The 26,090-nt window shown below is 57.5% G+C and carries 22 protein-coding genes; 18 read left to right on the forward strand and 4 right to left on the reverse strand.

The window, feature by feature from the left end:
- The first annotated feature begins 129 nt into the window (after positions 1-129).
- The 5 genes from I5192_RS16750 to I5192_RS16770 all read left to right on the forward strand — a co-directional run bounded on the left by I5192_RS16750 (position 130) and on the right by I5192_RS16770 (position 7,365).
- Positions 130-1,092 (forward strand): TAXI family TRAP transporter solute-binding subunit, encoded by a 963-nt coding sequence (locus I5192_RS16750; protein WP_170397937.1) that lies wholly within the window; start codon positions 130-132, stop codon positions 1,090-1,092.
- Positions 1,093-1,199: 107 nt separating this feature from the next.
- Complete coding sequence (locus I5192_RS16755; RefSeq protein WP_170397940.1) at positions 1,200-3,809, forward strand: TRAP transporter permease; 2,610 nt, start codon at positions 1,200-1,202, stop codon at positions 3,807-3,809.
- Positions 3,806-4,237, forward strand: coding sequence for a universal stress protein (locus tag I5192_RS16760; protein WP_223117338.1), 432 nt, complete (start codon positions 3,806-3,808; stop codon positions 4,235-4,237). Before I5192_RS16755 ends, I5192_RS16760 begins: the two co-directional genes overlap by 4 nt.
- An 84-nt stretch (positions 4,238-4,321) precedes the next feature.
- Positions 4,322-6,073: a gamma-glutamyltransferase gene (gene ggt / locus I5192_RS16765; RefSeq protein ID WP_223117339.1), complete on the forward strand. Its 1,752-nt coding sequence runs from the start codon at positions 4,322-4,324 to the stop codon at positions 6,071-6,073.
- An 86-nt stretch (positions 6,074-6,159) separates the two neighbouring features.
- A complete protein-coding gene (locus I5192_RS16770) occupies positions 6,160-7,365 on the forward strand; it encodes an MFS transporter (RefSeq protein WP_223117340.1) in 1,206 nt (401 codons plus the stop codon).
- Between the two features lie 59 nt (positions 7,366-7,424).
- Here the strand turns inward: I5192_RS16770 and I5192_RS16775 are convergent, their stop codons facing one another.
- Together I5192_RS16775 and I5192_RS16780 are read right to left on the reverse strand one after the other, a co-directional pair.
- Entirely contained in the window at positions 7,425-8,900 is a 1,476-nt protein-coding gene (locus I5192_RS16775) for an NAD-dependent succinate-semialdehyde dehydrogenase (protein ID WP_170609187.1), read from the reverse strand.
- A 2-nt stretch (positions 8,901-8,902) separates the two neighbouring features.
- Positions 8,903-10,180: a 4-aminobutyrate--2-oxoglutarate transaminase gene (locus I5192_RS16780; RefSeq protein ID WP_223117341.1), complete on the reverse strand. Its 1,278-nt coding sequence runs from the start codon at positions 10,178-10,180 to the stop codon at positions 8,903-8,905.
- A gap of 149 nt (positions 10,181-10,329) precedes the next feature.
- Here I5192_RS16780 and I5192_RS16785 point away from each other — a divergent pair, with 149 nt between their 5' ends.
- From I5192_RS16785 to I5192_RS16840, 12 genes are all read left to right on the forward strand, one after another.
- The gene (locus tag I5192_RS16785; protein ID WP_170425413.1) at positions 10,330-10,896 is read left to right on the forward strand and encodes a cupin domain-containing protein; all 567 of its coding nucleotides are present in this window, start codon (positions 10,330-10,332) and stop codon (positions 10,894-10,896) included.
- Positions 10,897-11,033: 137 nt separating this feature from the next.
- Positions 11,034-11,507 carry a VOC family protein gene (locus tag I5192_RS16790; RefSeq protein ID WP_170397960.1) on the forward strand — a complete coding sequence of 158 codons (474 nt, stop codon included), beginning with the start codon at positions 11,034-11,036 and terminating at the stop codon, positions 11,505-11,507.
- Positions 11,504-11,854 (forward strand): hypothetical protein, encoded by a 351-nt coding sequence (locus I5192_RS16795; protein ID WP_170397963.1) that lies wholly within the window; start codon positions 11,504-11,506, stop codon positions 11,852-11,854. Before I5192_RS16790 ends, I5192_RS16795 begins: the two co-directional genes overlap by 4 nt.
- Before the next feature lie 130 nt (positions 11,855-11,984).
- The gene (locus tag I5192_RS16800; RefSeq protein ID WP_170407972.1) at positions 11,985-12,953 is read left to right on the forward strand and encodes a carbon-nitrogen hydrolase family protein; all 969 of its coding nucleotides are present in this window, start codon (positions 11,985-11,987) and stop codon (positions 12,951-12,953) included.
- A gap of 42 nt (positions 12,954-12,995) precedes the next feature.
- On the forward strand, positions 12,996-15,728 hold the full coding sequence (locus I5192_RS16805) for an aminotransferase class I/II-fold pyridoxal phosphate-dependent enzyme (protein WP_223117342.1): 2,733 nt from the start codon (positions 12,996-12,998) through the stop codon (positions 15,726-15,728).
- 22 nt (positions 15,729-15,750) lie between these two features.
- Complete coding sequence (locus tag I5192_RS16810) at positions 15,751-17,199, forward strand: biotin carboxylase (protein ID WP_170407976.1); 1,449 nt, start codon at positions 15,751-15,753, stop codon at positions 17,197-17,199.
- 8 nt (positions 17,200-17,207) lie between these two features.
- On the forward strand, positions 17,208-18,197 hold the full coding sequence (locus I5192_RS16815; protein ID WP_170425427.1) for a C45 family autoproteolytic acyltransferase/hydolase: 990 nt from the start codon (positions 17,208-17,210) through the stop codon (positions 18,195-18,197).
- A gap of 138 nt (positions 18,198-18,335) precedes the next feature.
- A complete protein-coding gene (locus tag I5192_RS16820; protein ID WP_223117343.1) occupies positions 18,336-19,820 on the forward strand; it encodes a glycosyltransferase family 39 protein in 1,485 nt (494 codons plus the stop codon).
- A 141-nt stretch (positions 19,821-19,961) separates the two neighbouring features.
- A complete protein-coding gene (locus tag I5192_RS16825; protein WP_170407982.1) occupies positions 19,962-20,723 on the forward strand; it encodes a glycosyltransferase family 2 protein in 762 nt (253 codons plus the stop codon).
- On the forward strand, positions 20,720-21,019 hold the full coding sequence (locus tag I5192_RS16830) for a lipid-A-disaccharide synthase N-terminal domain-containing protein (protein WP_039542759.1): 300 nt from the start codon (positions 20,720-20,722) through the stop codon (positions 21,017-21,019). Before I5192_RS16825 ends, I5192_RS16830 begins: the two co-directional genes overlap by 4 nt.
- 175 nt (positions 21,020-21,194) lie before the next feature.
- The gene (locus I5192_RS16835) at positions 21,195-21,830 is read left to right on the forward strand and encodes a GNAT family N-acetyltransferase (protein ID WP_223117344.1); all 636 of its coding nucleotides are present in this window, start codon (positions 21,195-21,197) and stop codon (positions 21,828-21,830) included.
- 78 nt (positions 21,831-21,908) lie between these two features.
- A complete protein-coding gene (locus I5192_RS16840; RefSeq protein WP_170407986.1) occupies positions 21,909-23,678 on the forward strand; it encodes an adenylate/guanylate cyclase domain-containing protein in 1,770 nt (589 codons plus the stop codon).
- Positions 23,679-23,704: 26 nt separating this feature from the next.
- On the opposite strand, the gene I5192_RS16845 is transcribed toward I5192_RS16840, so the two are convergent.
- Positions 23,705-24,082 carry a helix-turn-helix domain-containing protein gene (locus I5192_RS16845; protein ID WP_223117345.1) on the reverse strand — a complete coding sequence of 126 codons (378 nt, stop codon included), beginning with the start codon at positions 24,080-24,082 and terminating at the stop codon, positions 23,705-23,707.
- 181 nt (positions 24,083-24,263) lie between these two features.
- Here I5192_RS16845 and I5192_RS16850 point away from each other — a divergent pair, with 181 nt between their 5' ends.
- Positions 24,264-25,028 (forward strand): nuclear transport factor 2 family protein, encoded by a 765-nt coding sequence (locus I5192_RS16850; RefSeq protein WP_223117346.1) that lies wholly within the window; start codon positions 24,264-24,266, stop codon positions 25,026-25,028.
- 101 nt (positions 25,029-25,129) lie between these two features.
- On the opposite strand, the gene I5192_RS16855 is transcribed toward I5192_RS16850, so the two are convergent.
- Entirely contained in the window at positions 25,130-26,050 is a 921-nt protein-coding gene (locus tag I5192_RS16855; protein WP_170397991.1) for a pentapeptide repeat-containing protein, read from the reverse strand.
- Positions 26,051-26,090: the final 40 nt, after the last annotated feature.

The raw sequence follows: 26,090 nt of genomic DNA on the forward strand, positions 1-26,090 counted from the left end.
ACCTGCTGTTTGGTTTCGCTTTCCTCTTTATCATCGGGGGGCCTGATTCCAGTGCGATTTTTTCTGTTGTGTTCTGAAAGGTTTCAGGCACCCCACAGATCAAAAAAGACTGACAACAGGAGTGTCAAAGTGTTCAAGAAAACCTCAATCACCGCATTTGCCGCGGCGGCCCTGATGGCACCAGCGGCATATGCTGAAGAATTTATCACGATCGGAACTGGCGGCGTTACGGGTGTCTATTACCCGACGGGTGGCGCGATCTGCCGTCTGGTCAACAAGGGCCGGAAAGAGCACGGGGTCCGGTGTTCGGTGGAGTCGACTGGGGGGTCGGTTTACAACATCAACACCATTCGCGAAGGCGAGCTTGAGTTTGGGGTGGCACAGTCGGACTGGCAGTACCACGCATTCAACGGCAGCTCGAAATTCGAAGAAGCCGGCCCGTTTGAGAACCTGCGTGCCGTGTTCTCGGTACACCCAGAGCCGTTCACGGTTGTGGCGCGTGCCGACGCGGGTATCTCGAATTTCGAAGACCTGAAGGGCAAGCGCGTCAACATCGGCAACCCCGGTTCCGGTCAGCGCGGCACCATGGAAGTGCTGCTGGGCGAAATGGGTTGGACCACAGACGATTTCGAACTGGCGACCGAGCTGAAGGCGGCTGAACAGTCGGCTGCCCTGTGCGACAACCAGATCGACGCGATGGTTTACACCGTTGGTCACCCCTCGGGTTCGATCCAGGAAGCCACCACCGCGTGCGACTCGGTTCTGGTGAATGTCAGTGGTGACGCGGTTGACAAGCTGGTGGGCGACAACTCGTTCTACCGTACCGCAACCATCCCCGGTGGCATGTACCGCGGTTCGGATGGTGACACATCGACCTTTGGTGTGGGCGCGACCTTCGTGACTTCGGCAGATGTGTCGGAAGACGCGGTTTACGCGGTTGTCAGCTCGGTCTTCGAGAATTTCGATGACTTCAAAAAGCTGCACCCGGCATTTGCCAACCTGAAACCGGAAGAAATGATTGCGGATGGCCTGTCGGCACCGCTGCATCCGGGCGCTGAGAAGTACTACAAAGAAAAAGGCTGGATTCAGTAACCAGACCTGACACGGGGCGCCTTTCGGGGCGCCCCGATTCATATCCGGGCTAAACCGGAGACAAGACGGCCGTAAAAACCAAGGCCGAAGGACAGGGAGATACCAACATGAGTTCCGACACACAGGGCAATCGCCCTCTTTCCGAAGAAGAGCTTCAGGAACTGGTTGCCTCATCAGATGCAGGCGCGCGTGATCCGGCGGGAAATGTCGGGCTGTTTCTGGCGATCGTTGCGGTTTTGTGGTCGGTGTTTCAGGTCGTTCTGGCCTCTCCCCTATCGAATTATCTGCTGCCGGGCAGTGTAGTGAACAACTCACGCCAGATTCATCTGGCCTTTGCGATGTTCCTGGCCTTTTCGGCCTATCCGGCACTGAAATCCAGCCCGCGGAACTACATCCCGATTCAGGATTGGATCATGGGGATCGTGGGCGCATTTCTGGCCCTCTATGGCTATTTCTTCTACCAAAAGATCGTCGATGCGGGCGGTCTCGCAGACGATACGGACAAGTGGTTTGCTCTTGTTGGCCTGCTGTTGTTGTTCGAGGCGGCGCGTCGCGCGCTTGGCCCGGCAATGGCGATCATCGCCACGATCTTTCTGGCCTACGTATTCTTCGGTTCCTCCGAGTGGGTGCCCGAGGTGATCCGATGGAAAGGCGCCAGCCTGCAAAAGGCGATGAGCCATATGTGGATCACGTCCGAAGGCGTCTTTGGCATCGCGCTGGGCGTTTCAACCAAGTTCGTCTTCCTCTTCGTGCTGTTCGGCGCGCTGCTCGATAAGGCGGGCGCGGGCAACTACTTTATCAAGATGGCCTTTGGCGCGCTGGGGCACCTGCGCGGTGGCCCGGCCAAAGCGGCTGTTGTTGGTTCTGCGGCGACCGGCCTGATCTCGGGCTCGTCCATTGCGAACGTTGTCACGACCGGCACCTTCACTATCCCACTGATGAAGCGTGTGGGCTTTTCCAGCGAACAAGCGGGCTCGGTTGAGGTCGCTTCATCCGTGAACGGCCAGATCATGCCACCGGTGATGGGCGCTGCTGCCTTCCTGATGGTGGAATATGTAGGCATCTCATACGTTGAGGTGATCACCCACGCCTTCCTGCCCGCTGCGATTTCTTACATCGCGCTCGTCTACATTGTACACCTTGAAGCGGTGAAGCGGAACATGCCGACACTGGGCGACCGCGTTGTTTCGATGGGTCGTACGATTGGCGGCATGGCGCTGTTCTTCGTGGGCTTTGCCGGGCTGTGCTATGGCATCCAGTACCCGATCAAAGCGATTGTCGCGCTCATGCCCGATGCGTCGGGTCTGGTCCTGTCGGCGCTGATCGTTTTGGCCTATCTGATCCTGCTTTGGCTGGCTTCCGGAGTAGAGGACTTGGTGCCTGACGATCCTAATGCCAAAGAGGTTGAACTGCCGGTAATTGCCGAAATCTACAAGGCCGGTCTGCATTACCTGCTACCGATCATCGTGCTGGTCTACTTCCTGATGATCGAACAGAAATCACCGGGCCTATCAGCCTTCTGGGCGACTTCGCTGTTGTTCGTGATCCTGCTGACTCAAAAGCCGCTCAAATCTATTTTCCGGGGTGAAAGCGACACTGCAAATGCCTTCAAGGCCGGTGTTGTTGATCTGTGGAATGGTCTGATCGACGGCGCGCGCAACATGATTGGTATCGCGCTGGCGACCGCCACCGCGGGTGTGATCGTGGGCACCGTAACGCTGACCGGAGTGGGTCAGGTGATGGCTGACCTGGTCGAGTTCCTGTCGGGTGGCAACCTGATCGCCATGCTGGCGCTGGTCGGTCTTCTCAGCCTGATCCTCGGAATGGGCCTGCCGACCACGGCGAACTACATCGTCGTCAGCTCGCTGATGGCGGGTGTCGTTGTCGAACTGGGTGCGCAGGACGGCTTGATCGTGCCGCTGATCGCGGTGCATCTGTTTGTGTTCTACTTCGGCATCATGGCTGATGTGACGCCGCCAGTTGGTCTGGCGAGCTTTGCCGCCGCCGCCGTCTCGGGCGGGGATGCGATTAAGACTGGTTTCACCGCCTTCTTCTACAGCTTGCGCACCGTGGCACTGCCTTTCGTGTTCATCTTCAACACTGACCTGTTGCTGATCGATGTGGGCTGGGTACAGGGCATCTTGGTGGCCGTCTCTGCGACCATCGCGATCCTGATCTTCACTGCCGGCACCATGGGCTGGTTCCTGACCAAGAACCGCATCTATGAAAGCGTGGCGCTGATTCTGATCGCCTTTGCGCTGTTCCGTCCGGATTTCTTCATGAACCGCATCGCACCGCCCTTTGCGCAGATCGAACCGGCACAGCTGACACAGGCCGTGGGTGAGGCCGCACCCGGCAGCACCATGCGGATTGAGGTCGCAGGTCCGGACTTTGACACTGGCAATATGACCGAAACCACCGTTGTTCTGGACATTCCGGAAGGAGCCGACGGTACAGCACGCGTTGACGCTCTGGGCCTGATGACGCTGGAAGAGGATGGTCTGGTCAAGCTCGACGAGCCGATGTTCGGTACACCGGTCGCGGATGAGCTGGATATGTTCGACTATTATGCTGACGATGCCGTTCGCATCACCAGCATTCAGGCCCCGCAAAGCCAGCCCGCGAAAGAGCTGATCTTTATCCCGGCGCTGATCCTGTTGGGTCTTGTCGCCTTCCTCCAGCGTGGCCGTGCCGCAAAACAGGGAGAACCCGCATGACCCAAGCAATTCTGTGCGCCGTGGATATCAGCAATGGCGATCTTGATGTTGCTGTCCTTGAACGCGCCGCAGCGCTGGCCGAAATGGATGGCGCGCGGCTGGATGTCGTGACCGTGACACCCGACTATGGCGAAGGTTTCGTCAGCAGTTTTTTCGAGCCCCACCACCACGAAAACGTGATTGAAGAGGCTCATGAAAAGCTGGTCGCCCTCTGCGCCGCCACGCTGGGGGAAGAGCGCAACGCCAAGGTCCGTCATGTGGTGGCAACTGGCAGCGCCTATCAGGAGATCCTCAAAACCGCGGAAGGCGCGGGCTCGGACTTGATCGTGATCGGCGCGCATAAGCCTGACTTGAAGGACTATTTGCTTGGTCCGAATGCGGCGCGGGTCGTGAGGCATTCGCACACGTCAGTATATGTTGTGCGGTAAATCGATCGGATTTAAGCTGAGAATCTGCCATTTGAAGTTTGTTACTCAGTAGCCAATCTCGCAGATCCTTACCGGGAGATTTCTATGATGAAGACATTCATGAAAACCGGCGCCGTTCTGGCGTTGGGTGTTGTCGCTTGCGCGGCCAATGCGCAGGACCCTGCGCCGGAATATGGCTATGGTTGGGAGGACAAAAACTCGGTGACTGGCACCGAGTTCATGGTCTCGGCCGCCAATCCCATTGCTGCCAAAGCCGGATATGATGTGCTGGCCGCAGGTGGCACAGCCGCAGATGCGATGATTGCCGTGCAGCTGATGCTCAATCTGGTTGAACCGCAATCATCGGGCATCGGCGGTGGTGCGTTCATGCTGTATTGGGACGCGTCGGCTAAAACTCTGACCACCATTGATGCGCGCGAAAAGGCCCCCGCGAAAGCCACGCCTGAACGGTTCCTGTTGCCGGACGGGGAAAAGATGCCGTGGCCCGAAGCTGTTGTAGGCGGACAATCTGTTGGCGTTCCGGGCATTCTGCGCCTGATGGAAGTGACCCATAACCTCTATGGCAAGAAAGACTGGGCCTCGCTGTTCCAGTCTACCATCGATCAGGCCGAGCAGGGGTTTGAGGTTTCGCCCCGCATGGCAAACTCGATCCAAAGCACGATTGAACGTGAGCGCTCAGTCGGTGTGTTCCCGGCGGGCAAAGCGTATTTCTTCAACGAAGATGACACGCCGCTGCAGGCTGGAACCTTACTACGGAACCCCGAGTTTGCCGAAACCCTGCGCATTCTGGCCGATCAGGGCGCAGGCGCCTTCTATAGCGGCCCCATCGCCGAAGATATCGTGGCGGCAGTGGATGCCACATCCAAGGTGGAAAACAATATTACGCTTGAGGATCTGGCCGACTACCGCGTCAAAATCCGCCCCGCCGTCTGCGCCGATTATCGCGGCTACGATGTCTGCGGAATGGGTCCGCCAACCTCCGGCGGCCTGACCGTCGGGCAGATTCTGGGGATACTCAGCAACTTCGACCTCGAAGGCACTGGGTGGAACGCCGAGATGGCGCATCTCTATGCCGAGGCCGCCAAGCTGGCCTATGCCGACCGCGCGCTTTACATGGCCGACGGCGATTTTATCGATGTACCGGTCAAGGGTCTGCTGGACGCGGACTATCTAAAGCTGCGCTCGGAGATGATCGACCCTGCTGCAGCCAGCGAGAAGCGTCAGGCAGGTGAGCCGCCACGTGATCACACCGCCCTGTTCGCGCCCTCGCAAAACCCGGGTCGTCCCGGCACCAGCCATATCGTGATCCGAGATCAGTACGGCAACGCGCTGTCGATGACGACCACTATTGAGACCGCCTTTGGCAGCCGGGTTTTTGTGCGGGGTTTCCTGCTGAACAACGAACTCACCGATTTCGACCGCGCACCAAAGGATGGCGACCGTCTGGTGGCCAACCGCGTTGAGGGTGGCAAACGCCCGCGCAGTTCGATGTCACCAACTATCGTGATGAAGGATGGTGAGCCCTATCTGCTGATCGGCTCGCCCGGCGGTAGCCGCATTATCAACTATGTGGCCAAAACGATCATTGCGATCCTGGATTGGGAAATGGACCCGCAGGATGCCATCGAAACCGGGCATTTCGTGCATCGCAACGGGTCTGCGATGGATCTTGAGCAGGGAACATCCGCTGCCGAATTCGCAGATGCTCTGACCGCCAAAGGTCATGAGGTCAAACAGGTCGATCTTAACAGTGGGCTTCACGCCGTCCTGATCAAGGATGGCCAGCTGATCGGAGCGGCTGATCCGCGCCGCGAAGGCGTGGCACTAGGCCAATAAAGGCGAACTGCAAAAGGGCTGTTGGACAATTGTACCACGCAGCCCTTTTCTCTTGCTTTAACAGCGTACTCGTCCGATAGGGCGGTATGTTCAAAAGCCGCGCAATAACCTTCATTCTGATCACACTGATGATTGATGCCATCGGTATCGGCATCGTGTTCCCGATCATGCCCGACCTGATGGATCGCGTCGGTGCGGGCAACACCGGACAAGGAGCTTTTTGGGGTGGGCTGCTGATGGCCGCCTATGCCGGGGCGCTGTTCCTGTGCGGACCCATTGTCGGCAGCATTTCGGATGCGGTTGGCCGCAGGCCGATCCTGATCGCAGCGCTGACCATGTTGGCGCTGGATTATGTGATCATGGCGCTGGTCGAAACATTCTGGCTGCTTCTTCTGGGGCGAACGCTCGCGGGGCTTGCGGGGGCGACCTATATCACCGCAACGGCTTACATTGCTGACATATCATCACCGACCGAGAAGGCGGCGAATTTCGGTCTGATCGGGGCGGCCTTCGGGATTGGGTTTGTGCTTGGCCCGGCCATCGGCGGCATCGCTGCCGGGATCAGCATTACTGCGCCGTTCTGGATTGCTGCGGTCTTGTCCGCCGCCAACGCCCTGTTCGGAGTCTTCGTCCTGCCCGAGAGCCTGAAACCAGAAAAACGCCGCCCCTTTGGCAAGCGCGACCTGAACCCGTTCAAATCGATCTTTGACTCCTTCCGCTTTCCGGGGCTGGCAGTGCCGCTGCTGTGCATTTTCATCTTTGAATTTGCCAACATGGTCTACCCCACCCTCTGGGCCTTCTGGATACGAGAGGTGTTTGGCTGGTCCACGCTGTATATCGGCCTGTCGCTGGCCGCATACGGCGTGCTGTTGGCCTTCGTCCAAGCCGGACTGATGCCGGTCTTCATTCGCTGGATCGGCGATTACCGAACCCTGCTGCTGGGGATGGTATCGGCATTGGTCGGAATGATCGGCTTTGGGTTTACCGTAACGGTTACGGCACTTGTCATCTTTATTCTGCTTGCCGCGCTGTCCGACCTCGTGCCCGCCTTGATCACGGCTATGGCCTCGAACCAGGCGGACGAAGACCGGCAGGGCGTGGTGCAGGGAGTCATCGCGTCACTGTCTTCTGTCGCTGCGGTTCTGTCGCCTTTGGTGATGACCGGCATCTTTCAGGCGTCGGTCGATGGCGAAGGCACTTATATGCCCGGCGCACCGTTTTTTTTCTCGGCGGCTCTGGTCTTGGTGATGATGCCGTTGGTGTTCCGTCTGCGCGGGCACGCATCGGTTTGAAACGAAAAACGCACCCGCAGCGGACTGCGAGTGCGTTGAATTTTCGAGGCACGAGGCGCTTACTGAATTTCACCCATGCAGAGATACTTCATCTCAAGGAAATCCTCGATCCCGTATTTCGAACCCTCACGGCCTAGACCGGATTGTTTGACACCGCCGAACGGGGCGACTTCGGTCGAGATCAGGCCAGTGTTGATGCCCACCATGCCCGATTCCAGCGCCTCGGCCACACGCCAGACGCGCGCCAGATCGCGGCTGTAGAAATACGAGGCCAGGCCGAACTCGCTGTCATTGGCCATGCTGACGACGTCGTCTTCTTCCTCGAATTTGAACAGCGGAGCGACGGGGCCGAAGGTTTCGTCCTTTGCCACAACCATGTCGCGGGTTACGCCAGTCAGAACGGTGGGCTCAAAGAATGTCCCACCCAGATCCGAGCGTTTGCCGCCCAGCGTTACAGTCGCCCCTTTGGAAACCGCGTCCGAGATATGTTCTTCAACTTTGTCGACCGCCGCCTGATTGATCAGGGGACCTGTGGTGATGCCGTCGCCAAAGCCGTCGCCGACATTCAAAGATTTTGTCTTCTCGGCCAGCTTGGCAGCAAACTCGTCATAGACGCCCGCCTGCACATAGATGCGGTTGGCACAGACGCAGGTCTGGCCATTGTTGCGGAACTTCGCGATCATCGCGCCATCCACGGCGGCATCCACGTCGGCATCGTCAAAGACGATGAATGGTGCGTTACCGCCCAGTTCCAGCGACATCTTCTTGATGGTGCCCGCCGCCTGACGCATCAGGATCTGTCCTACACGGGTCGAGCCGGTGAAGGTGATCTTGGCGACCTTGTCATTGGTGCAAAGCTCATTACCGACGCCTGAGCTGTCGGTGCCCGGGATCACGTTGAACACGCCCGCCGGTATACCCGCACGTTCACCCAAAACCGCCATCGCCGTCGCCGACAGCGGCGTCAGCGTCGCTGGGCGCGCCACAAAGGTACAGCCCACGGCCAGCGCCGGGCCAACTTTTCGCGCGATCATCGCGTTCGGGAAATTCCAAGGCGTGATTGATCCCACTACGCCCACGGGCTGCTTCAGCACCACGATGCGCTTGTCGCGCTGGTGGCCGGGGATGACGTCGCCGTATACACGCTTGGCCTCTTCCGAGAACCACTCGATAAAGGACGCGCCATATAGGATTTCACCGCGCGCCTCGGGCCAGGGTTTACCCATCTCGGCGGTCAGGATGGTTGCCAGATCGTCTGCGTTTTCGACCATCAGGTCGAACCATTTGCGCAGAATGGCGGCGCGTTCCTTGCCAGTCTGAGCAGCCCATTCCTTCTTCGCAGCGTAAGCTGCATCGATGGTCTGTGTTGTGCCTTCAATGCTGACATCTGTCACATTGGCGATCAGATCACCAGTCGCGGGGTTGTAGACAGGGAACGTTGCCTCACCTTCGACCCATTCACCGTTGATATAGGCGCGGGGTTCCAGAAGGCTGGGATCTTTCAGCTCCAGCTTGGTCACTTTGGTATCCAGCATGTTCAGGCTCCTTTGGCAGCGTCGATCGAGGCTTCGAGGATATCCATGGCCTCGGCGAAGATTTCGTCCTGCACCGTCAACGGCGCGAGGAAACGAATTACGTTCCCATATACGCCACATGTCAGCAGGATCAATCCACGCTTCAATGCCTCGACCCGTATGGCGTTTGCCATATCGGGATTCGGGGCGCTGCCGTCGGTCGTGTTGAACTCGGCCGCAACCATAAGGCCCGGACCACGAATATCTACAATCTCGGGCGTGCGGGAACGGATCGATTCCAGACGCTGTTTCAAGCGCGAGCCCAGCTCATTGGCGCGCGTGCACAGGTCTTCTTCCTCGATCACATCCATCACAGCATGGGCGGCGGCGATCCCCAGCGGGTTGCCGCCATAGGTTCCGCCCAAACCACCCGGGTGCGCGGCGTCCATCAGCTCGGCACGACCGGTGACGGCAGCCAGCGGCAGACCACCGGCCAGACCTTTGGCCATGGTGGTGATATCAGCAGAGACGTCATAAGCGTCCATCGCGAACAGGTTGCCGGTGCGGGCAAAGCCGGTCTGTACCTCATCGGCAATCAGAACGATGCCATGTTCGTCGCAAAGCGCGCGCAGACCACGCATCAACTCAGCCGGAGCGGGGTAGAAGCCACCTTCGCCCTGAACCGGTTCGATGATGATCGCGGCCACCCGGCCCGGATCAAGATCGGCCTTGAACAGTTTAGTCAAAGCACCCAGCGAATCTTCGGTCGAGGTGCCATGCAGATCGATCGGGAACGGGACGTGATAGGTATCGGGCATCATCGCGCCGAAGCCCGCTTTATAGGGCTGAACCTTGCCGGTCAGCGACATGCCCATGAAGGTGCGGCCGTGAAAAGCGCCGCCAAAGGCCACTACAGCCGGGCGGCCAGTGGCAGCACGCGCGATCTTGACGGCATTCTCGACCGCCTCGGCACCTGTAGTGACAAAGACGGTTTTCTTGGTGAAGTCGCCGGGCACCTTCTCGTTCAGGCGCTCGGCCAGGCGGATGTAGCTCTCATAAGGCAGAACCTGATGGCAGGTATGGGTGAAGTTCGCGGCCTGTTTCTGAACAGCCTCCATCACCTTGGGGTGGCAATGCCCGGTGTTCACAACGGCGATGCCTGCGGCGAAATCAATATAGCGTTTGCCTTCGACATCCCAGACCTCGGAATTCACGGCACGGTCCACATAGACTTGCGTTTGCATCCCCACGCCCTGCGCGATCGAGGTATTCCGGCGTTCAGCAATCTGAGCGTTCAGCATCTTGCGTCCTTTCCCGTTTCCGGGCGCGGTGCCCGTATGTTTGACTGCGCGACTGTAGTATCTGCGCCTGCAAGCGAAAGCCTGTTTCTTGTGATTCATAAGCCATTGATTTACCGTCCCGGCAGGATCAAGTGTTGCGGATACTGAACATGAAGAACACCAGCCAAGAGGATTTGACCCTCGGATTGCGCCTGCGAACCTTGCGAGAGCGTGCAGGCTTATCTCAGCGGGCGCTGGCCAAGAAGTCGGATGTGCCGAACTCAACCATCTCACTGATCGAGTCGGGCAAGATGAATCCATCGGTTGGTGCGTTACGGCGTATTCTGCAAGGCATACCGATTGGCATGTCCGATTTCTTTTCCTTCGAAATCGAACCTGAGCAGACCGTGTTTTACGCCTCAGAAGAACTTACTGAGATCGGAAAGGGTGGGCTGTCTCTGCGGCAGGTAGGATCAAACCTGCATGGTCGCGCGATGATGATCTTGCAGGAAACTTACGAGCTAGGGGCTGACACCGGTCGCGTGATGTACGGGCATGAGGCGGAAGAGGGCGGTATTGTCATTTCGGGTCGGGTGGAGGTGACCGTGGGTGATAAGCGCAAGGTACTGGGACCAGGCGATGCTTATTATTTCGACAGTCGCACCCCGCACCGGTTCAGGCAGGTCGGCCCCGAAGTTTGCCGGGTCATCAGCGCCTGCACTCCGCCTACATTCTAAGCATCACGGCAGAAATTTCAGCACTATGCATCATAGTGTTGCAGTATCTCCTGGTTTGATCCACAGTATGATGCATAGTGCGGGAAATTCCTGCAGATAATCCAGGGTGTCCGCCGCCCAATTCAGAGAGTACCGGAATGAAAAAGAAACCTGCCACTCTGCCACGTGGCTATCGCACCTGCACCGCATCGCTTGCCGTCGCCGACGTCGATGCCGCGCTAACTTTCTACGAAAGCGCCTTTGATGCGAAGATACAGGCCTATGACGCGGATGAGGCCCCCGGCTTTGCCTCGATCAAGATCGGCAACTCGATGCTGTTTGTCACCGCCGGATGGGGTGCGCACGGCCCCGCCATTCCGGGCACAGTTACTCCGATTGGGCATCATATGTATGTCGAAGATGTGGACACTGCCCTTGCAGTCGCGTTGGAAAGCGGTGCCAGCCTGATCGCTGAGGCGGCGGACACCTATTGGGGCGAACGCTGCGCCACGATTGCCGATCCGTTTGGTCATGTCTGGACGTTGGCGACCCGCGTCGAAAACCTGAAGCCAGCTGATATCAGTGAACGGCGCAAAGCGCTGCTGGACGCGGCGCAGATCGAGGCTGCATGAACGACGCCCCCCTTCCCACATTCACGATCCGTCAAAACGATCTGGCCATTCTCGCGGCTGAGGGTCGCATCGGCGACTATCCGGTCGCCGTTCGCACGGCGCGTGAGGTGATCAGCGGCGGCTTTGCCAACCACTCGGCGCATCCCAATACCTGGACTGTATACTTTCTGGTCGATGGCCAATGGGCGCTGGTCGAATCCACGCGCGGGCTGCGGCGGGAGTGGTCCAGCCTTGATCGGCTTGAGAAATGGCTGCGCAGTTGCGGATTCCGGTTCTTCTGGGTTCGCAACGACATCGATTTTGTGGAACCGCAGGCAGAAGATACCGCCGAGGAAGCCGCAGTATGAGGGCAGTCGCCTCGGAAAACCATAGCCTGAGGACAGCAGGCTTGCGTGACCACACGGTTTTATGTTCCGATGAAGAACGCCGGATCAAATCGGCGGTCGCAATCGGCAAGAAAATGAGAAGAAACGAAAAATGACCCCTTTTGCGATAACCGGAATCCAGATGCATGTCGGTGCGTTGCAGTCGAATGTCGACGCGATGCTGCACCGGATCGACATTATGATGGCGCGGTTCCCTTGGACCCAGATGGCCCTGTTCAGCGAACTGGCGCCTCATGGTCCGCTCGACCGGTTTGCACAGCCCTTTCCCAATGACGACCTGTCGCGCTTTCAGGATGCCGCTCGGCGTTATGGGATCTGGCTGATCCCCGGTTCGATGTTCGAAAAGCACGAAGATGGACGGATTTTCAACACCTCGGTGGTGATCAACCCCGAAGGTGAGATCGTCTCAAAATACTCCAAGATGTTCCCGTTCAAACCTTATGAACAGAACATCGCATCGGGTACCGAATTCTGCATCTTTGATGTGCCGGATGTGGGCCGGTTTGGCCTGTCGATCTGCTACGATATCTGGTTCCCCGAAACCACCCGCCACCTGACTAGCCAAGGGGTCGAGGTTCTGCTGCACCCGGTTCTGACCGGCACAACCGACCGCGAGGCCGAGCTGTCGATCGCCAAGGCGACCGCTGCGCAGTTCCAATGCTATGTGTTTGACGTGAACGGGCTGGCCGCCGGGGGCGTGGGCCGCTCGCTGGTCGTCGACCCATCGGCCACCGTGCTGCACCAATCCGCAGGGCAAGAGGATATTTTCCCGATTGAGATCGATCTTGATCAGGTTCGCCGCCAACGCGAGGTCGGACTGAAAGGTCTGGGGCAGGTTCTCAAAAGCTTCCGCGACCGCGAGGCGGAGTTCCCGGTCTATGACCGGACTAGCGGGGCGGATGCCTATCTGCACACGCTCGGCCCGCTGCGCATTCCGCAGAAAGGCGACGTTGCGGGCGTCGCTGCATCCGACCCCAGAACGGCGCTGGGATATACTGAAGACGCCGCGACCAAGCCCGACAATCTGTATCTCTATAAAGGGCGCTCTGGCACAGACTGATACCGGCCCAGCTTTTCGGTATCGGCAGAAAGGAAAAATTTCATGCACGGCATTTCCGATAGCGAAAAGCTCCACACCATCTCGGACTACTACAGCGCCTCGCAATTGAGGGCAGACCGGTGGAGCGCGCTGCGGGAAACGGCCGAGTCCCTGGATCAGGGCGGTAACGAAAAAGATCGGGACCGGGCACGGCAGTTGCTGCAGGCGCTGGCCCCGATCGAGGTGTATTTCGCTTTTCCGGGCGGATCGGCGTTCGACTATCTGCGTCGTTTGCTGGACCATGGGAACTTTGGCGATTTCTCAACCGCCGTGCGCCGGGTGTCGCGGGCGCTGACCTCAGGGGCCTATCGTCGCCGCTCGATCCCGCTGATCGCGGATGAGACCGAGGTTGATGAGTTCGAGGACGAGTCCACCCAAAGCCATGAAGCCCGCGCGCTGGGCCGCCCATATTTCGAGGTGATGATCGTTGACAAGGTCAACGAACATCAGGAACGGTTCCTGCAAACCAGCCTGCAACGGATGCGCCGCAGCGAAGATCCGTTTATTTATGAAACCGTTGTCGTTCCCAGTGTCGAGGATGCGCTGATCGGGGTTCTGTTCAACCAGAATGTACAGGCGGTCATTGTTCGCCCGGGCCTTAGCCTGAAGTCCAAGAACGAAACCAATGTTTTGGGCCGCTATATCAGCCTCTATGGCGAGGGCGCCGATCTTGATGCGCTGTCCCCCTCGGAATACGGCCCTGAAACCTGCCGCAGGATCGGCATGCTGCGCCCCGAGCTGGACGCTTATCTAATCACCGACCGTTCGGCGGAAGATATTGCCGGTCTCGATCTGGGCCTGTGCCGGCGGGTCTTCTACAATCAGGAAGACTTTCTGGAATTGCACCTGAACATCCTGCGCGGGGTGCAGCGGCGCTATAAGACACCGTTCTTCACGGCGCTCAAGGAATACTCAAAACAGCCCACGGGCGTGTTCCACGCGATGCCGATCAGCCGGGGTAAATCGATTAGTCGCAGCCACTGGATTCAGGACATGGGGGCGTTCTACGGATCAAATATCTTCATGGCGGAAACTTCGGCCACGTCTGGCGGGCTGGATTCGCTGCTGGAGCCGAAGGGCCCGATAAAAGAGGCGCAAGAGGCTGCCGCACGCGCATTCGGCTCTAAACAGACGTTTTTTGCGACTAACGGCACCTCGACCTGCAACAAAATCGTTGTGCAAGCACTGGTACGGCCCGGAGATATCGTGCTGATCGACCGCGATTGCCACAAATCGCACCACTACGGCATGGTGCTGGCGGGGGCGAGCGTCGTCTATATGGACAGCTATCCGCTGCACGATTACTCGATGTATGGCGCGGTGCCAATCCGAGAGATCAAGCACAAACTGTTGGCCCTACGCGCTGCTGGGAAGCTTGATCGTGTGCGGATGGTGCTGCTGACCAACTGTACATTCGATGGCATCGTCTACAATGTGCAGCGGGTGATGCAGGAATGTCTCGCGATCAAGAAAGACCTGGTTTTCCTGTGGGATGAGGCGTGGTTCGCCTATGCAAGGTTTGCGCCCAATTCTCGTGTGCGCACGGCAATGCGGTCGGCCAATATCCTGCGCGAACAGTTCCGTTCGACGGAACATGCCGAGGCCTACGAGGCCCAACAGGCGGCTCTCGAAGGTGCAGATGACGAAACATTGCTAAACGCCCGCCTGATCGCGCCGCCTGACGCGCGGGTCCGGGTCTATGCGACGCAATCAACCCACAAGACGCTGACCTCATTGCGGCAGGGTTCGATGATCCATGTCAACGACCAGCAGTTCAAAGGCGCGGTGGAAGAGGCCTTTCACGAGGCCTATATGACCCACACCTCGACCTCGCCCAACTATCAGATCATCGCCTCGCTGGATGTGGGCCGCAGGCAGGTCGAGATCGAAGGGTACGAGTTCGTCCAGCGGCAGGTCGAAAGCGCGATGGCAATCCGCCGGGCCGTGACGACCCATCCGCTGCTCAGAAAGTATTTCAAGCTGGTCACGGCGGGCGACATGATCCCCGAGCAATATCGCGAAAGCGGCATGACCAGCTATTTCGATCCCGATCAGGGATGGGCCGATGTTTGGGATTGCTGGGCCAAGGACGAGTTTGTTCTGGATGCCACCCGCATCACGCTGCATGTGGGCGCCACGGGCTGGGACGGCGATACGTTCAAGACCAAGATCCTGATGGATAAATACGGCATCCAGATCAACAAGACCTCGCGCAATACCGTGTTGTTCATGACCAATATCGGCACCACACGCAGCTCGGTCGCTTATCTGATCGAGGTTCTGGTCGAGATCGCCAAGGAGTTAGACGATCTGATGGACGATGCCTCGAAGATGGAAAAACGGGCCTTTGAAAAGCGCGTCAGCAACCTGAGCGAACACGTCCCACCTCTGCCTGATTTTAGTCGGTTCCACGATGCGTTCCGCTGTGAAGCAGGTACCGAAGCCGGTGACATCCGTACGGCGTTTTTTCTGTCCTATGACGAAGACAATTGCGACTACGTCGAGCCCGACAAGGAGATGTTGGAACGGCTCGAAGCCGGGGAAGAGATGGTCTCGGCCACCTTCGTGATTCCCTATCCGCCGGGTTTTCCCATTTTGGTACCGGGGCAGGTGATCAGCCCTGAAATTCTCAAATTCATGCAGGAACTGGACGTGTCAGAGATCCACGGATTCCGTGCCGATCTGGGCCTGCGCATTTTTACCGAAGACGCTTTGAAATCAGTAAAGAACCCCTAAGGGGTCAGGGAGGACAACAATCATGCCAAAGAAGGTGCTGAAAAACATCTCGGAAATCCGCCGGTATTTCCATACCAACAAGGACCCGATCTATTTCGTATCGGCAACCAATTTCAACCTGTTGGGGCTGGATGAATGGGTGATGAACTTCACCTATATCTGCTACATGGATTGCTTTGACGGGCGACATCCGAACGTGTTTGTGCCTTCGGAAATGCCGCATGATGAGTTTCAGTCCATCGAAGACATCAACAATTATCTGCTGCAGCACAAAGAGGTCATCGACCTGGTCAAGCGGCGCGGTGGCAAGCCCAAGTTTGTCTTCCTGATGTTCGACGAGACGACTGAGAAGCTGGTCAAGGAGCTGGGCGGTCAGCTGTGGTTCCCCAAAGCCAAGCTGCGCACCAAATGTGACAACAAGATCGAAACTGTCCGTATCGGCAATAAGGCGGGTGTGCCTTCGGTGCCCAACACGCTGAGCGTTGTCAAAAGCTATGATCACCTGAAAAAGATCTGCGAAAAGGCCGGATTGGGGAATGATCTGGTGCTACAATCCGCCTTCGGCGACAGTGGCCATACGACGTTTTTCATCAAGTCCGAGGCCGATTTCAACAAGCACAAAGACGAGATCATCGGCGAAGGCGAGATCAAGATCATGAAGCGGATCGACTGTCGCGGGGCGGCGATCGAGGCCTGTGCGACCTCGGAGGGTACCATCGTTGGCCCGCTGATGACTGAGCTTGTGGGCTTCAAGGAACTTACCCCCTATCGCGGCGGCTGGTGCGGGAATGAGATTTTCTCAACCGCCTTTCCACCGAAAGCACGTGAACAGGCGCGGCAATTGACCTTCCAATTCGGGGAAGAGCTGCGCAAATCAGGCTATCGCGGCTATTTCGAACTCGACTTCCTGATCGATAAGAAAACCGACGAACTGTGGTTGGGCGAATTGAACCCCCGTATCACTGGCGCCAGCTCGATGACCAACCACGCGGCCTTTGCGCACGCTGATGCGCCACTGTTTCTGTTCCATCTACTTGAGTTTTCAAAGAAGCCCTTCGAGCTGGATGTCGAGGAACTGAATGCCCGCTGGGCGGATCCGGACATGATCGACAGCTGGTCGCAAATGGTAATCAAACACACCGATGACAGTGTCGACCGGATCACGCAGGCCCCACAGTCGGGCATCTACAAGATGCTGGAAGATGGCCGCGTCGTGTTCGACCGGTTCGACTATCACCGCCGCGCGGTGGGCGAGAACGAAGCGTTCTTCCTGCGTATCTCGAATGTCGGTGATTACCGCTATGAGGGCGCTGATTTGGGTATCCTCGTGACTCGCGGGCGGTCGATGACCAAGGGCTTCAAACTGACGGACAAATCGAAGAAGTGGATTCATGGGATCACTTCGGCTTATACGGCTGAACCGCTGCCCGCGGCACAGCCGATGGAAGACCCCGCGTTCAAAATTATGTAGAAAGCCCCATGGCGCTTGTTTTTCGCTCAATCGACGAGGAACAGCCCGGTCCCAAGCTGGCCGGGCTGTTTGCCGAATACTGGCCCGCCTACCGCAAATGGTGGGCGCAAGAGGGATATTCGGCCCGCCCCACCTATCGCGAATGCCTCCGCGCCTTGCAAAAGCACATGCCCGAGATTCTGCCGCTTTATGAAGAGATCGTCGAATTGGTCGGCGGCAGCGACAGCCAGGCGCGGTTTCTCAGCTTTTACTGCCCGCCGAAATATCTTTCGGGCTGCAGCCAGGCGATTTGGCGTGGCAAGACACCGTTTCTGGTGCGCAATTACGACTACCATCCAAAAACCTTTGACGCCGCTCTGCTGAAAACCCGCTGGGACGGGCGCGGGATCATCGGGATGAGCGACGGCGTTCTGGGTCTGCTTGATGGCATCAACGATGCCGGTCTGACGGTCTCGCTCACCTTTGGCGGGCGGCGCGAGGTCGGCGACGGCTTTGGCGTGCCGCTGATCCTGCGCTATGTCCTTCAAACCTGCGAGACCACTGCGCAAGCGGTTGACTGCCTGTGCCGCATCCCTTGTCATATGAGCTATAACGTCACCGTTCTGGATGCGAAACACAATCACAGCACGGTGTACCTTGCCCCGGACCGGCACCCGCAAATCTCGGACCAGCCGGTCGCGACAAACCATCAGGGCCATGTCGAATGGTCCACCCATGCGCGCTTTACGGCCACCGTGGAACGCGAAAGGTTCTTGCTCAACCGTCTCAACCAGCACCCGGAAAGCGAGAAGCGGTTTATCGATGCGTTCCTGCGTCCGCCGCTTTATTCAACGGCTTTCAGATCAGGTTTCGGCACGCTCTATACTGCGGTCTATCGGCCTGCGAAGAAGCAGTTGCAACTGCTTTGGCCCGGTGCCAGCTGGGACTTGTCCTTCGATGGCTTCAAAGAGGGTGAGCTGAGCCTGATGTTGCCCGACGAGGCCGAGCCTGCAGTCTGACAAGCGCGATCGCCCTTCTAAACTTCTTGCTCTTGGACGGGCGACGCAATAATGGGAGCGCGACGCGCGGCAGTTTCAAACAAGGCCCGGCGGGATCAACACCACATATTTCTATGACGCGATAGGACCACGGAAAGCATGACCGGTACCTCCCCAAATTGGCTAAGACTGCTTCCTTACTTCGCCACCGCATTGGTGATGGTCCTGGTCTGGTCCTGGTATCTGACTGATCTGGGTGTTGGGAACATCTATCACTACGATGAATTCTACACTTATGACCGCAGTACAGGCTTTGCGCGCAATGGGGACTGGCTGGCGGTTTATTCCAACAACGAACCTAGCCTGAAAAAACCGCCCATGCAGTATTGGATGTCTGCGCTGCTGATGGAGTTTGGCGTATCTGATATTCTGGCCTTGCGCCTGCCGTCGATGATCTTTGCGCTGGGCGCGCTGATGGCAACGGCCGTACTGGCGCGGGTGATGATCCCGGACAGCCCCTGGGCCATGCTGCCTTCGGTCCTGCTGGTGGCCACGTCGCTTCAGTTCTGGCAACACGCCACATCCGCGATGCTTGATACCGGTGCGGTTTTCTTTTCGACCCTTGGAATTGCAGCCCTGTTGGCAGCGTTGGAAAAGCCGAAATACTGGCCTTATTTCGGCGCAACTCTGGTGTTGGCCGCCTTGCAGAAAAGCCCAACCCCGCTGGCCTTTCTAGCGCTGGCACTACTGACGCTGAAGTTGACCAACAGATGGCAGACGGAACCGTTCAGCGAGATCTGGCAGAACAGAACGTTTCGCCGGACGCTCAAAATTGCGATCCCGCTGGCCTTCGCCTGGCCGATCCTGCAAGAGCTTCGGTTCCTCTTTGGCGACTCGCTTGATGGCAACATCAAAGGCGAGATGCTGGATCGTTTTCGCCCATCGCTCAGCGATCGCGGCTTCGGGAAACTCTATGATCTGATCATCGCGGGCGAGCCGTGGTTGCGGCTACTGGGTTTTGTCGGCATCTGCGCTCTGCCATTTCTGCAAAAGCGGCCCAGACTTCTTGCTGCAACAGGGATAGCAGCGTTCTTCGTTATCATGATGTGGGCCGCAGCCGGCAAGGTTTATGCACGCTACACCCTGCTGATCCTGCCGATGCTGATGGTCGCGGCAACCGGTTTGTTGTTTTCGGTCAAGCGCCTGCGCTGGGCCGGGATGGTGGCCGCGCTGGGTCTGGTCTTTGTTGCAGGCGGCCTGTTCTATGACCGCGATGCCACCGATCTGGGCAAGGGCCGCGTGCGCTTGGGCGTGCCCGAGGCCGAGATTTTGACCCCTTTGGGTGCAATGCTGCAGCCGGATGAAACCCTGCTGCTCTGCGCCTATGACCGCAAGTTGCGCGTACCGCCCGGGGCCGCATCGGTCTTTGCTTCCAACGGTAGGCGCTTTGCCTACCTCAGACGGCTGGAGCTGCACAAATACCTCGACAGGTTCGGCTATACCACCGGCCCTCTGCGAGGGCTCTGTTCGGAGGGTGAGTTGTCTGAGCTGGCACCTGACCTGATCGGGCTCGAGACGCAGCCAACTGCGGTTGACGGTTTGGTCTATTGGTCAGCAACCGGTGTCACGCCCGCCCCTGAATAGGAGACACGGTGCAATCCGCCCCATCGCTGAACAATGCCCCAACAAGTTGCGCTGATGTTGGCCTGCCATGCGGTGACCACTTGAATTTTCGCCGTTGATCCCGCAAAAGCCCTGAGACTGAAACAAGTAAAGCTATCCACTATGCATGCTGATCATGATGCCAACGCTGACAATCGACCCACTGTGTCGATCGTGATTCCCATGCATAACGAACAGGGGGCTGTTCCTGGTCTTATCCAGGGCATCTGCACTGCTGCGACCGAATTGCCCGCGTTCGAGATTGTCGCGGTTGATGATGGATCGACCGATGGCACTTTTGCGGCGCTGCAACAGATGCAGAAAGACTGTCCGCAACTGCGCATCCTGCAGCACAAAACGGCCGGTGGCCAAAGTGCTGCCGTGCATTCCGGCGTCAAGGAGGCACGCGCGGATATCTGCTGCACGCTGGATGGCGACGGACAGAACCCGCCGGAAGAGCTGCCAAAGATTTGGGCGCCGCTGGTGTCGGGTGGTGATGCCTCGATTGGCCTGGTGGCGGGGCAACGGGTTGGCCGACAAGACACTGCGTCAAAGAAGCTTGCCTCGCGCTTTGCCAATGCACTGCGGGGCTGGATGCTGAAAGACGGCACACGTGACACCGGCTGCGGTTTCAAGGCGTTCCGACGGCAGGCTTTCCTTGATCTGCCCTTTTTCAATCATATGCACCGTTATCTGCCCGCCCTGTTTAAGGCCTATGGCTGGAATATCGCGCTGGTGGATGTGGCGCATCAGCAGCGTTTGTCGGGCGAATCCAAATACACCAATTTCGGGCGGGCCATGGTCGGCATCTGGGATCTGTTCGGCGTCGTCTGGCTGACCCGCCGCGCCAAATCCGTTTCCGCAACCGAGGCGTCCCGGTCATGAAAGAAACCATTCTGGAAATCCTGCACGTCGACAGCCCGACCGAGGCGCTCTGGGTCTTTATCGGTCTGGCCGGTCAGCTGATGTTCAGCGCCCGGTTTATCGTGCAATGGATCACGTCCGAGCGCGCCAAGAAATCCGTCATCCCGATGGCGTTCTGGTACCTTTCGATCGGCGGCGGGCTTATCCTGCTGAGCTATGCGATCTATCGCCGTGACCCGGTCTTTATTCTGGGTCAGTCGATGGGCCTGTCCATCTACCTGCGCAACATCTTCCTTATTCGCGCTGAAAACCGCTGATTGATCGTAACGCTTCTTTACGACCTGCCACCCATTACAAGTTTGTCGGCTGCACCCGTTCAGCGGGTAGCGGCCTACGGCTGCGTTGTGTGAACAACCTCTTATTGTTTCTGAAATTTTCGTGCTAGTATCCCGCGAATAGATTTTCAGAATTGTACTCGGAGGATATTTTCTCTTGCCCGATAGCTCACCCCGGTTGTTCAGATTGCGCCCTCTGGAAAAGACGGATCTGGGAACAGTTGCGCGCTGGTTTCAGGATATCCATGACCTGGCACTGTTCGACCGAACGTCGCGCATTCCTCAGAACCTGGTACAGACCGAACAATATTGGGAAGACGCGATAAACACCTCAAAGGACTGCTGCAAATGCTGGTTCGCAATCGAATCTGACAGTGGTGATCTGGTGGGGATGACCGGGCTTGAAGCAATTTCCAGCGTCAACAGGGATGCGGTGGTTCCGGTTTTTGTCGACAAATCCATCCGTCGACATGGCGTGGCGGTGCGTTCGGTTGCGCTGATGCTGGATTTCGCATTCCGGCAATTGGGGCTGAACCGTATCACCTCGTATTACCGGGCCGACAATCACAGCAGCCGTGATCTGATCCAGCGAATCGGCTGTGAGATCGAGGGCACGATGCGTCAGGCCTGGTTCGCGGATGGGCAGTTCCATGACATGGTTGTCGTCGGCATGTTGAAGCAGGACTGGATCGCGCGTCGAGAGGTGCTCGCGCAGGAGTTAGGCACCCAAACAGTGGTCAGTTTTGATGCCTCTGGGTGGTCTTGGCCCCCCGATTCCGGTGCAGATACCTAAAATGTTACGTATTCTGAGTCATTTTTTGCTAAAACAGTCCTGTCGGATTCGACATGACAACACAATTGAGTATTGCCAGTGAACACGACCGGTTCGGACGCATCAATAAAACAGAAACTAGGCGCGGTGCTTTTTGCCGACGTTGTCGGCTATTCCCGCCTGATGAGCGAGAACGAGATGGATACGTATAACGCGTTGAAGTCTTTGCTTTCGCAGCTTGAATCGGCTTGCTCAAAGTATCAGGGCAAAATCATCGAAGTGCGCGGTGACGGCATCCTTGCCTTATTCGACACGGCGACCAGTGCGGTAGAGTTCAGCATCGAACTGCATCGGATCGCTGCGGAACATAATCAGGCGCGCGATGATGAGCACAACATCAAATTCCGCGCTGGCGTTCACATGGGCGAAGTTCTGATGGACGAACGCGGTATCCATGGTGACAACGTCAATATCGCTGCCCGCCTGCAGGAGATTGCCGAGCCAGAACGGGTTTATGTCAGCGCAGCCGTCTATGAACAGATCCGTAACCGCCTGCGCTATGGCTATGAATTCCTCGGTCCCAAGCAGCTCAAGAACATCATGTCTCCGGTCGCGACCTACTGTGTCCGAACCGAGGTCGAGGGTGCAACAATGGCCGCAACCCTACGTCCTGAGATGCAGCTGGAAGTGCTTGAAAGGCCCGATAACCCGTCGGTTGCGGTGCTGCCCTTTACTAGCCAAGGCGGGGATGAAGATGACAGCTGGGTCGCCGAAGGTCTGACCGACGACATCATCATGAACCTGTCCAAGTTCCGGAACCTGTTCATCATTGCCCGGAATTCCTCGTTCTTCTTCAAGACCCAGTCGATGTCGCCGCAAGAGGCCGCTCGGCGTCTGAACGTGCGCTATATCGCGCGCGGCAGTGTGCGCCGCTCGTCCAGTCGTATCCGGATCACGGCCGAGCTGATTGACGCCAACACCGAACGCACCATCTGGGGTGAACGGTTCGACCGTAAGCTCGATGATATCTTCGACATCCTGGATGAGGTGACCGAGTGCATCGTTGCCGCCACTGCAGTCATGATCGAGTCGCATGAAAAGCTGCGCATGGTGCAGGCAATCCCGTCAGACCTGCGGGCTTATGGTTCGGTTCTGCAGGGGCAGCACCATATTTTCAAATACACCCGCAACGACAACCGCAAGGCGCAGCATTGCTACGAATCCGCGCTTGAGCGCGACGGCGGGTATGCACGGGCCGCGGCGGCGCTGTCACGCACGCTCAACATCGATTGGCGCTATTCCTGGACCGAAGACCCAAACAGCGCGCTGGACAAGGCGCTGTCGCTGGCTCAGCGTGCGGTGGAGCTTGACCCCACAGACGCGCGCGGGTTTGGAGAGCTGGGCTATGTGCAGCTTTATCGTAAAGAGCATGACTCGGCGATCGAATCCTACAAACGCGCCCTGCAGCTTAACCCCAACGATGCGGACATGCATTCGGACTACGCCGATGCGCTGGCCCATTGGGGCGACAACGAAACCGCCATCAAACATCTGCAGCAGGCGATGCGCCTGAACCCCTATTTCCCCGATCAGTACCTGTGGCATCTGGGCGGGGCCTATTACAATCTCAAACGCTATGACGACGTGATCTCATGCGTGAACAAGATGAACAACCCGACCGAGGGGCAGCGCGTGCTGGCCGCCAGCTATGCCCATAAGGGCGAGCTGGAAATGGCCCGCCAGATCGCCGACAAACACCGCGCAGCGCATCCCAATTTCTCACTATCGCGCTGGGCCAAGGTTCAGCCAGACCGCCTGTCTGACGACACGCAGCATTTTGTCGAGGGGCTCAAAAAGGCCGGGTTCTGAGCTGCTGCCCGATCTCGCCTATAAAATCAACTCGCCTGTTCGCGGTCGAACTGCATGCGTAACCGCCTGACTTCATCCATTTGTTCATGCGACCAGAAGACGAGCGGTTTCAGCATTTCAAGCAAGCTTCTGCCCAAAGGTGTCAATTCATAAGACACTGCCACTGGCGGTCCGGGATCGACGGTGCGGGTCAAATAACCATCACGTTGCAACCCGCGCAGGTTTTCGGTCAACACACTTTGTGTGATGTCTCCGATACAGCGCTTGAGATCGCCAAAGCGTTTCGGCTCATCCTCCAGCGCAAGGATGATGATCATCCGCCATTTGCCCGTCACATTGGACAGTACGGAACGGATTGAGCAGTTGGAAGCTTCTGACTTGTTGGCAACACCAATTGGTAGCATCTCAGTCTCTGGTATTGTTTCGAAACTTAATCGCACAATAGCGTCACGTTGGCCTCGGTACAACTCCCTGAAAATTCAGGCAGTAGCCTCAAGCATACCAGGTCATTTTAAAGTACGTAATTGAAATGTAGTATGGATTTGCTACCACGTATCCAGTAGATACGAATCACAGGAAATCAACATGTCCCCCAAAGAACTTGTAATCGCACTTTTTACGGCTGCCTTTGCTGAACATGATCCGGAGGCAGCGCTACAGCTCGTTACCCCGGACTATATTCAGCACAACCCGCAAGTCCCGACCGGAGCCGAAGGCCTGGCCGGCCTGATCCCTTTGGTCGAACAATCCGGGATGACTGCAACTACCCACCGGGTCATCACCGAGGGCGATATGGTTGTATTGCACAGCACGTTCGACAACGCGGACGCTTTTGGTGCACCGACCCTCGCCGCCTTTGACATATTCCGCGTCGAGAATGGCAAAGTTGCTGAACATTGGGACAATTTGCAGCCCGTTCCCGAAACAACAGTGTCGGGCCGTGGCATGACAGATGGGCCGACCGAGATCACCGATCTTGAGAAAACAGAAGAAAACAAGGCGCTGGTTCTGGGGTTTGTGCGTGACGTTCTGGGCGGTGCCGCGCCTGAGAAAGCTCCGATGTATTCCGTGGTCTATATGCAGCACAATCCAATGCTTGCCGATGGGATCGATGGCCTGATCAAGGGCACCAAAGCCTGGGCAGAGCAGGGGAATGTGATCACCAAATTCGAGCCGCAGATTGTGGTGGCCGAAGGCAACTTTGTATTTGTCGCCTCAGATGCCACCGTCAGCGGGAACCCTTGGGCCTTCTTCGACCTATGGCGCGTCGAAGATGGAAAGATCGTTGAACATTGGGACGTCGTTTCGCCTACGCCAGCCGAAATGGCGCACGAAAACGGCAAGTTCTGATCTTCGAAAGGGATGGCGGGTCAGGCATAAATGGCCCGCCAACCCAAAGCAGACGTTGGAATAAAACCAAACGTCAATCGGTCAGGATCATTTCAACCTTCCTATTCACCACGTGCCTTTGCGCCGCTGACTTTGGCACCTGACACCTTAGCACCGGACACCTTGGCCCCGCTGACCTTCGCGCCCGAGACCTTGGCCCCGCTCACCTTGGCGCCCGAGACCTTGGCTCCGGACATCATCGGTGCGTCATACTCAAAATAGACGTCCAGCAGCACGTCTTCGATCTGACCGGCTGCGATATCCATGCGGATGGTGTAATCGGCCTGATCGTAGTTCCAGACGCGAATATCATTGGCCATCTGGTAATCCGCTGCCGCGACGCCCGAAACCGAGGGGTTCATCGGCGCGCGTGCGGCCTGTTGCGTGGTGTCCGGCGCGTTAGCGTCATTGCTGGTCTGCAGCTTGAAGCCATGGGGCAGGTTGCCACCCGTCGCGCTCTCGCCTTCGCCATGCACCAGAAAGATCGTGGGTTCCGGCATCTCGTAATAGGTGCCGTCATAGGCGAAGCCGTAAATCCGGGCCAGCCGTGCATCGCCTCCGAACTGGTCCCCGATGAAATTATTGACGCCACGACCCCTCCGGCGGCCATCCTGTTCGATGAACAGCTGTTCCGAGTGCCGGTTCGCGATCTGCTGCCAGTGGGTATGTTTGAACTGACGTCCGCGACGGATGTAGACAAACGAGTCGTGCGGAACCTTCTTCCGCTTGTCGAACTTGAACTTGTCGCCGTCCTTGATGACCTTGTAGATGCCGGACTTTTCGTTTGCCGCATCCCCGACCTGGACCAGAACACGATCGTCTTCCCGGACATGTACGCCGTCGATTTTGGTGAATTTCTTACTGAAGTCGTAGTCTTCCTCAACCTCTTCGGCCAACCGGACCGAGCGTTGTTTCAGTTTTAAATCACTTAACTCTCGCCCAAACAGTAATACCTCGGAAAAACTGAGTAAGGACTCAGACATATCACTTTCTCCCTATCGGGGGTCGACGCTGCCGATTGCC

Origin of the sequence: Ruegeria sp. SCSIO 43209 (assembly GCF_019904295.1) — a bacterium.
Lineage (GTDB): Bacteria > Pseudomonadota > Alphaproteobacteria > Rhodobacterales > Rhodobacteraceae > Ruegeria.

What these genes read in the sequence shown, in the direction of transcription:
- I5192_RS16755 (WP_170397940.1), top strand. Translation starts at nt 1,200, where the DNA reads ATGAGTTCCGACACACAGGGCAATCGCCCTCTTTCCGAAGAAGAGCTT.
- I5192_RS16760 (WP_223117338.1), top strand. Translation starts at nt 3,806, where the DNA reads ATGACCCAAGCAATTCTGTGCGCCGTGGATATCAGCAATGGCGATCTT.
- ggt (WP_223117339.1), top strand. Translation starts at nt 4,322, where the DNA reads ATGATGAAGACATTCATGAAAACCGGCGCCGTTCTGGCGTTGGGTGTT.
- I5192_RS16770 (WP_223117340.1), top strand. Translation starts at nt 6,160, where the DNA reads ATGTTCAAAAGCCGCGCAATAACCTTCATTCTGATCACACTGATGATT.
- I5192_RS16775 (WP_170609187.1), bottom strand. Translation starts at nt 8,900, where the DNA reads ATGCTGGATACCAAAGTGACCAAGCTGGAGCTGAAAGATCCCAGCCTT.
- I5192_RS16780 (WP_223117341.1), bottom strand. Translation starts at nt 10,180, where the DNA reads ATGCTGAACGCTCAGATTGCTGAACGCCGGAATACCTCGATCGCGCAG.
- I5192_RS16785 (WP_170425413.1), top strand. Translation starts at nt 10,330, where the DNA reads ATGAAGAACACCAGCCAAGAGGATTTGACCCTCGGATTGCGCCTGCGA.
- I5192_RS16790 (WP_170397960.1), top strand. Translation starts at nt 11,034, where the DNA reads ATGAAAAAGAAACCTGCCACTCTGCCACGTGGCTATCGCACCTGCACC.
- I5192_RS16795 (WP_170397963.1), top strand. Translation starts at nt 11,504, where the DNA reads ATGAACGACGCCCCCCTTCCCACATTCACGATCCGTCAAAACGATCTG.
- I5192_RS16800 (WP_170407972.1), top strand. Translation starts at nt 11,985, where the DNA reads ATGACCCCTTTTGCGATAACCGGAATCCAGATGCATGTCGGTGCGTTG.
- I5192_RS16805 (WP_223117342.1), top strand. Translation starts at nt 12,996, where the DNA reads ATGCACGGCATTTCCGATAGCGAAAAGCTCCACACCATCTCGGACTAC.
- I5192_RS16810 (WP_170407976.1), top strand. Translation starts at nt 15,751, where the DNA reads ATGCCAAAGAAGGTGCTGAAAAACATCTCGGAAATCCGCCGGTATTTC.
- I5192_RS16815 (WP_170425427.1), top strand. Translation starts at nt 17,208, where the DNA reads ATGGCGCTTGTTTTTCGCTCAATCGACGAGGAACAGCCCGGTCCCAAG.
- I5192_RS16820 (WP_223117343.1), top strand. Translation starts at nt 18,336, where the DNA reads ATGACCGGTACCTCCCCAAATTGGCTAAGACTGCTTCCTTACTTCGCC.
- I5192_RS16825 (WP_170407982.1), top strand. Translation starts at nt 19,962, where the DNA reads ATGCATGCTGATCATGATGCCAACGCTGACAATCGACCCACTGTGTCG.
- I5192_RS16830 (WP_039542759.1), top strand. Translation starts at nt 20,720, where the DNA reads ATGAAAGAAACCATTCTGGAAATCCTGCACGTCGACAGCCCGACCGAG.
- I5192_RS16845 (WP_223117345.1), bottom strand. Translation starts at nt 24,082, where the DNA reads ATGCTACCAATTGGTGTTGCCAACAAGTCAGAAGCTTCCAACTGCTCA.
- I5192_RS16850 (WP_223117346.1), top strand. Translation starts at nt 24,264, where the DNA reads ATGTCCCCCAAAGAACTTGTAATCGCACTTTTTACGGCTGCCTTTGCT.
- I5192_RS16855 (WP_170397991.1), bottom strand. Translation starts at nt 26,050, where the DNA reads ATGTCTGAGTCCTTACTCAGTTTTTCCGAGGTATTACTGTTTGGGCGA.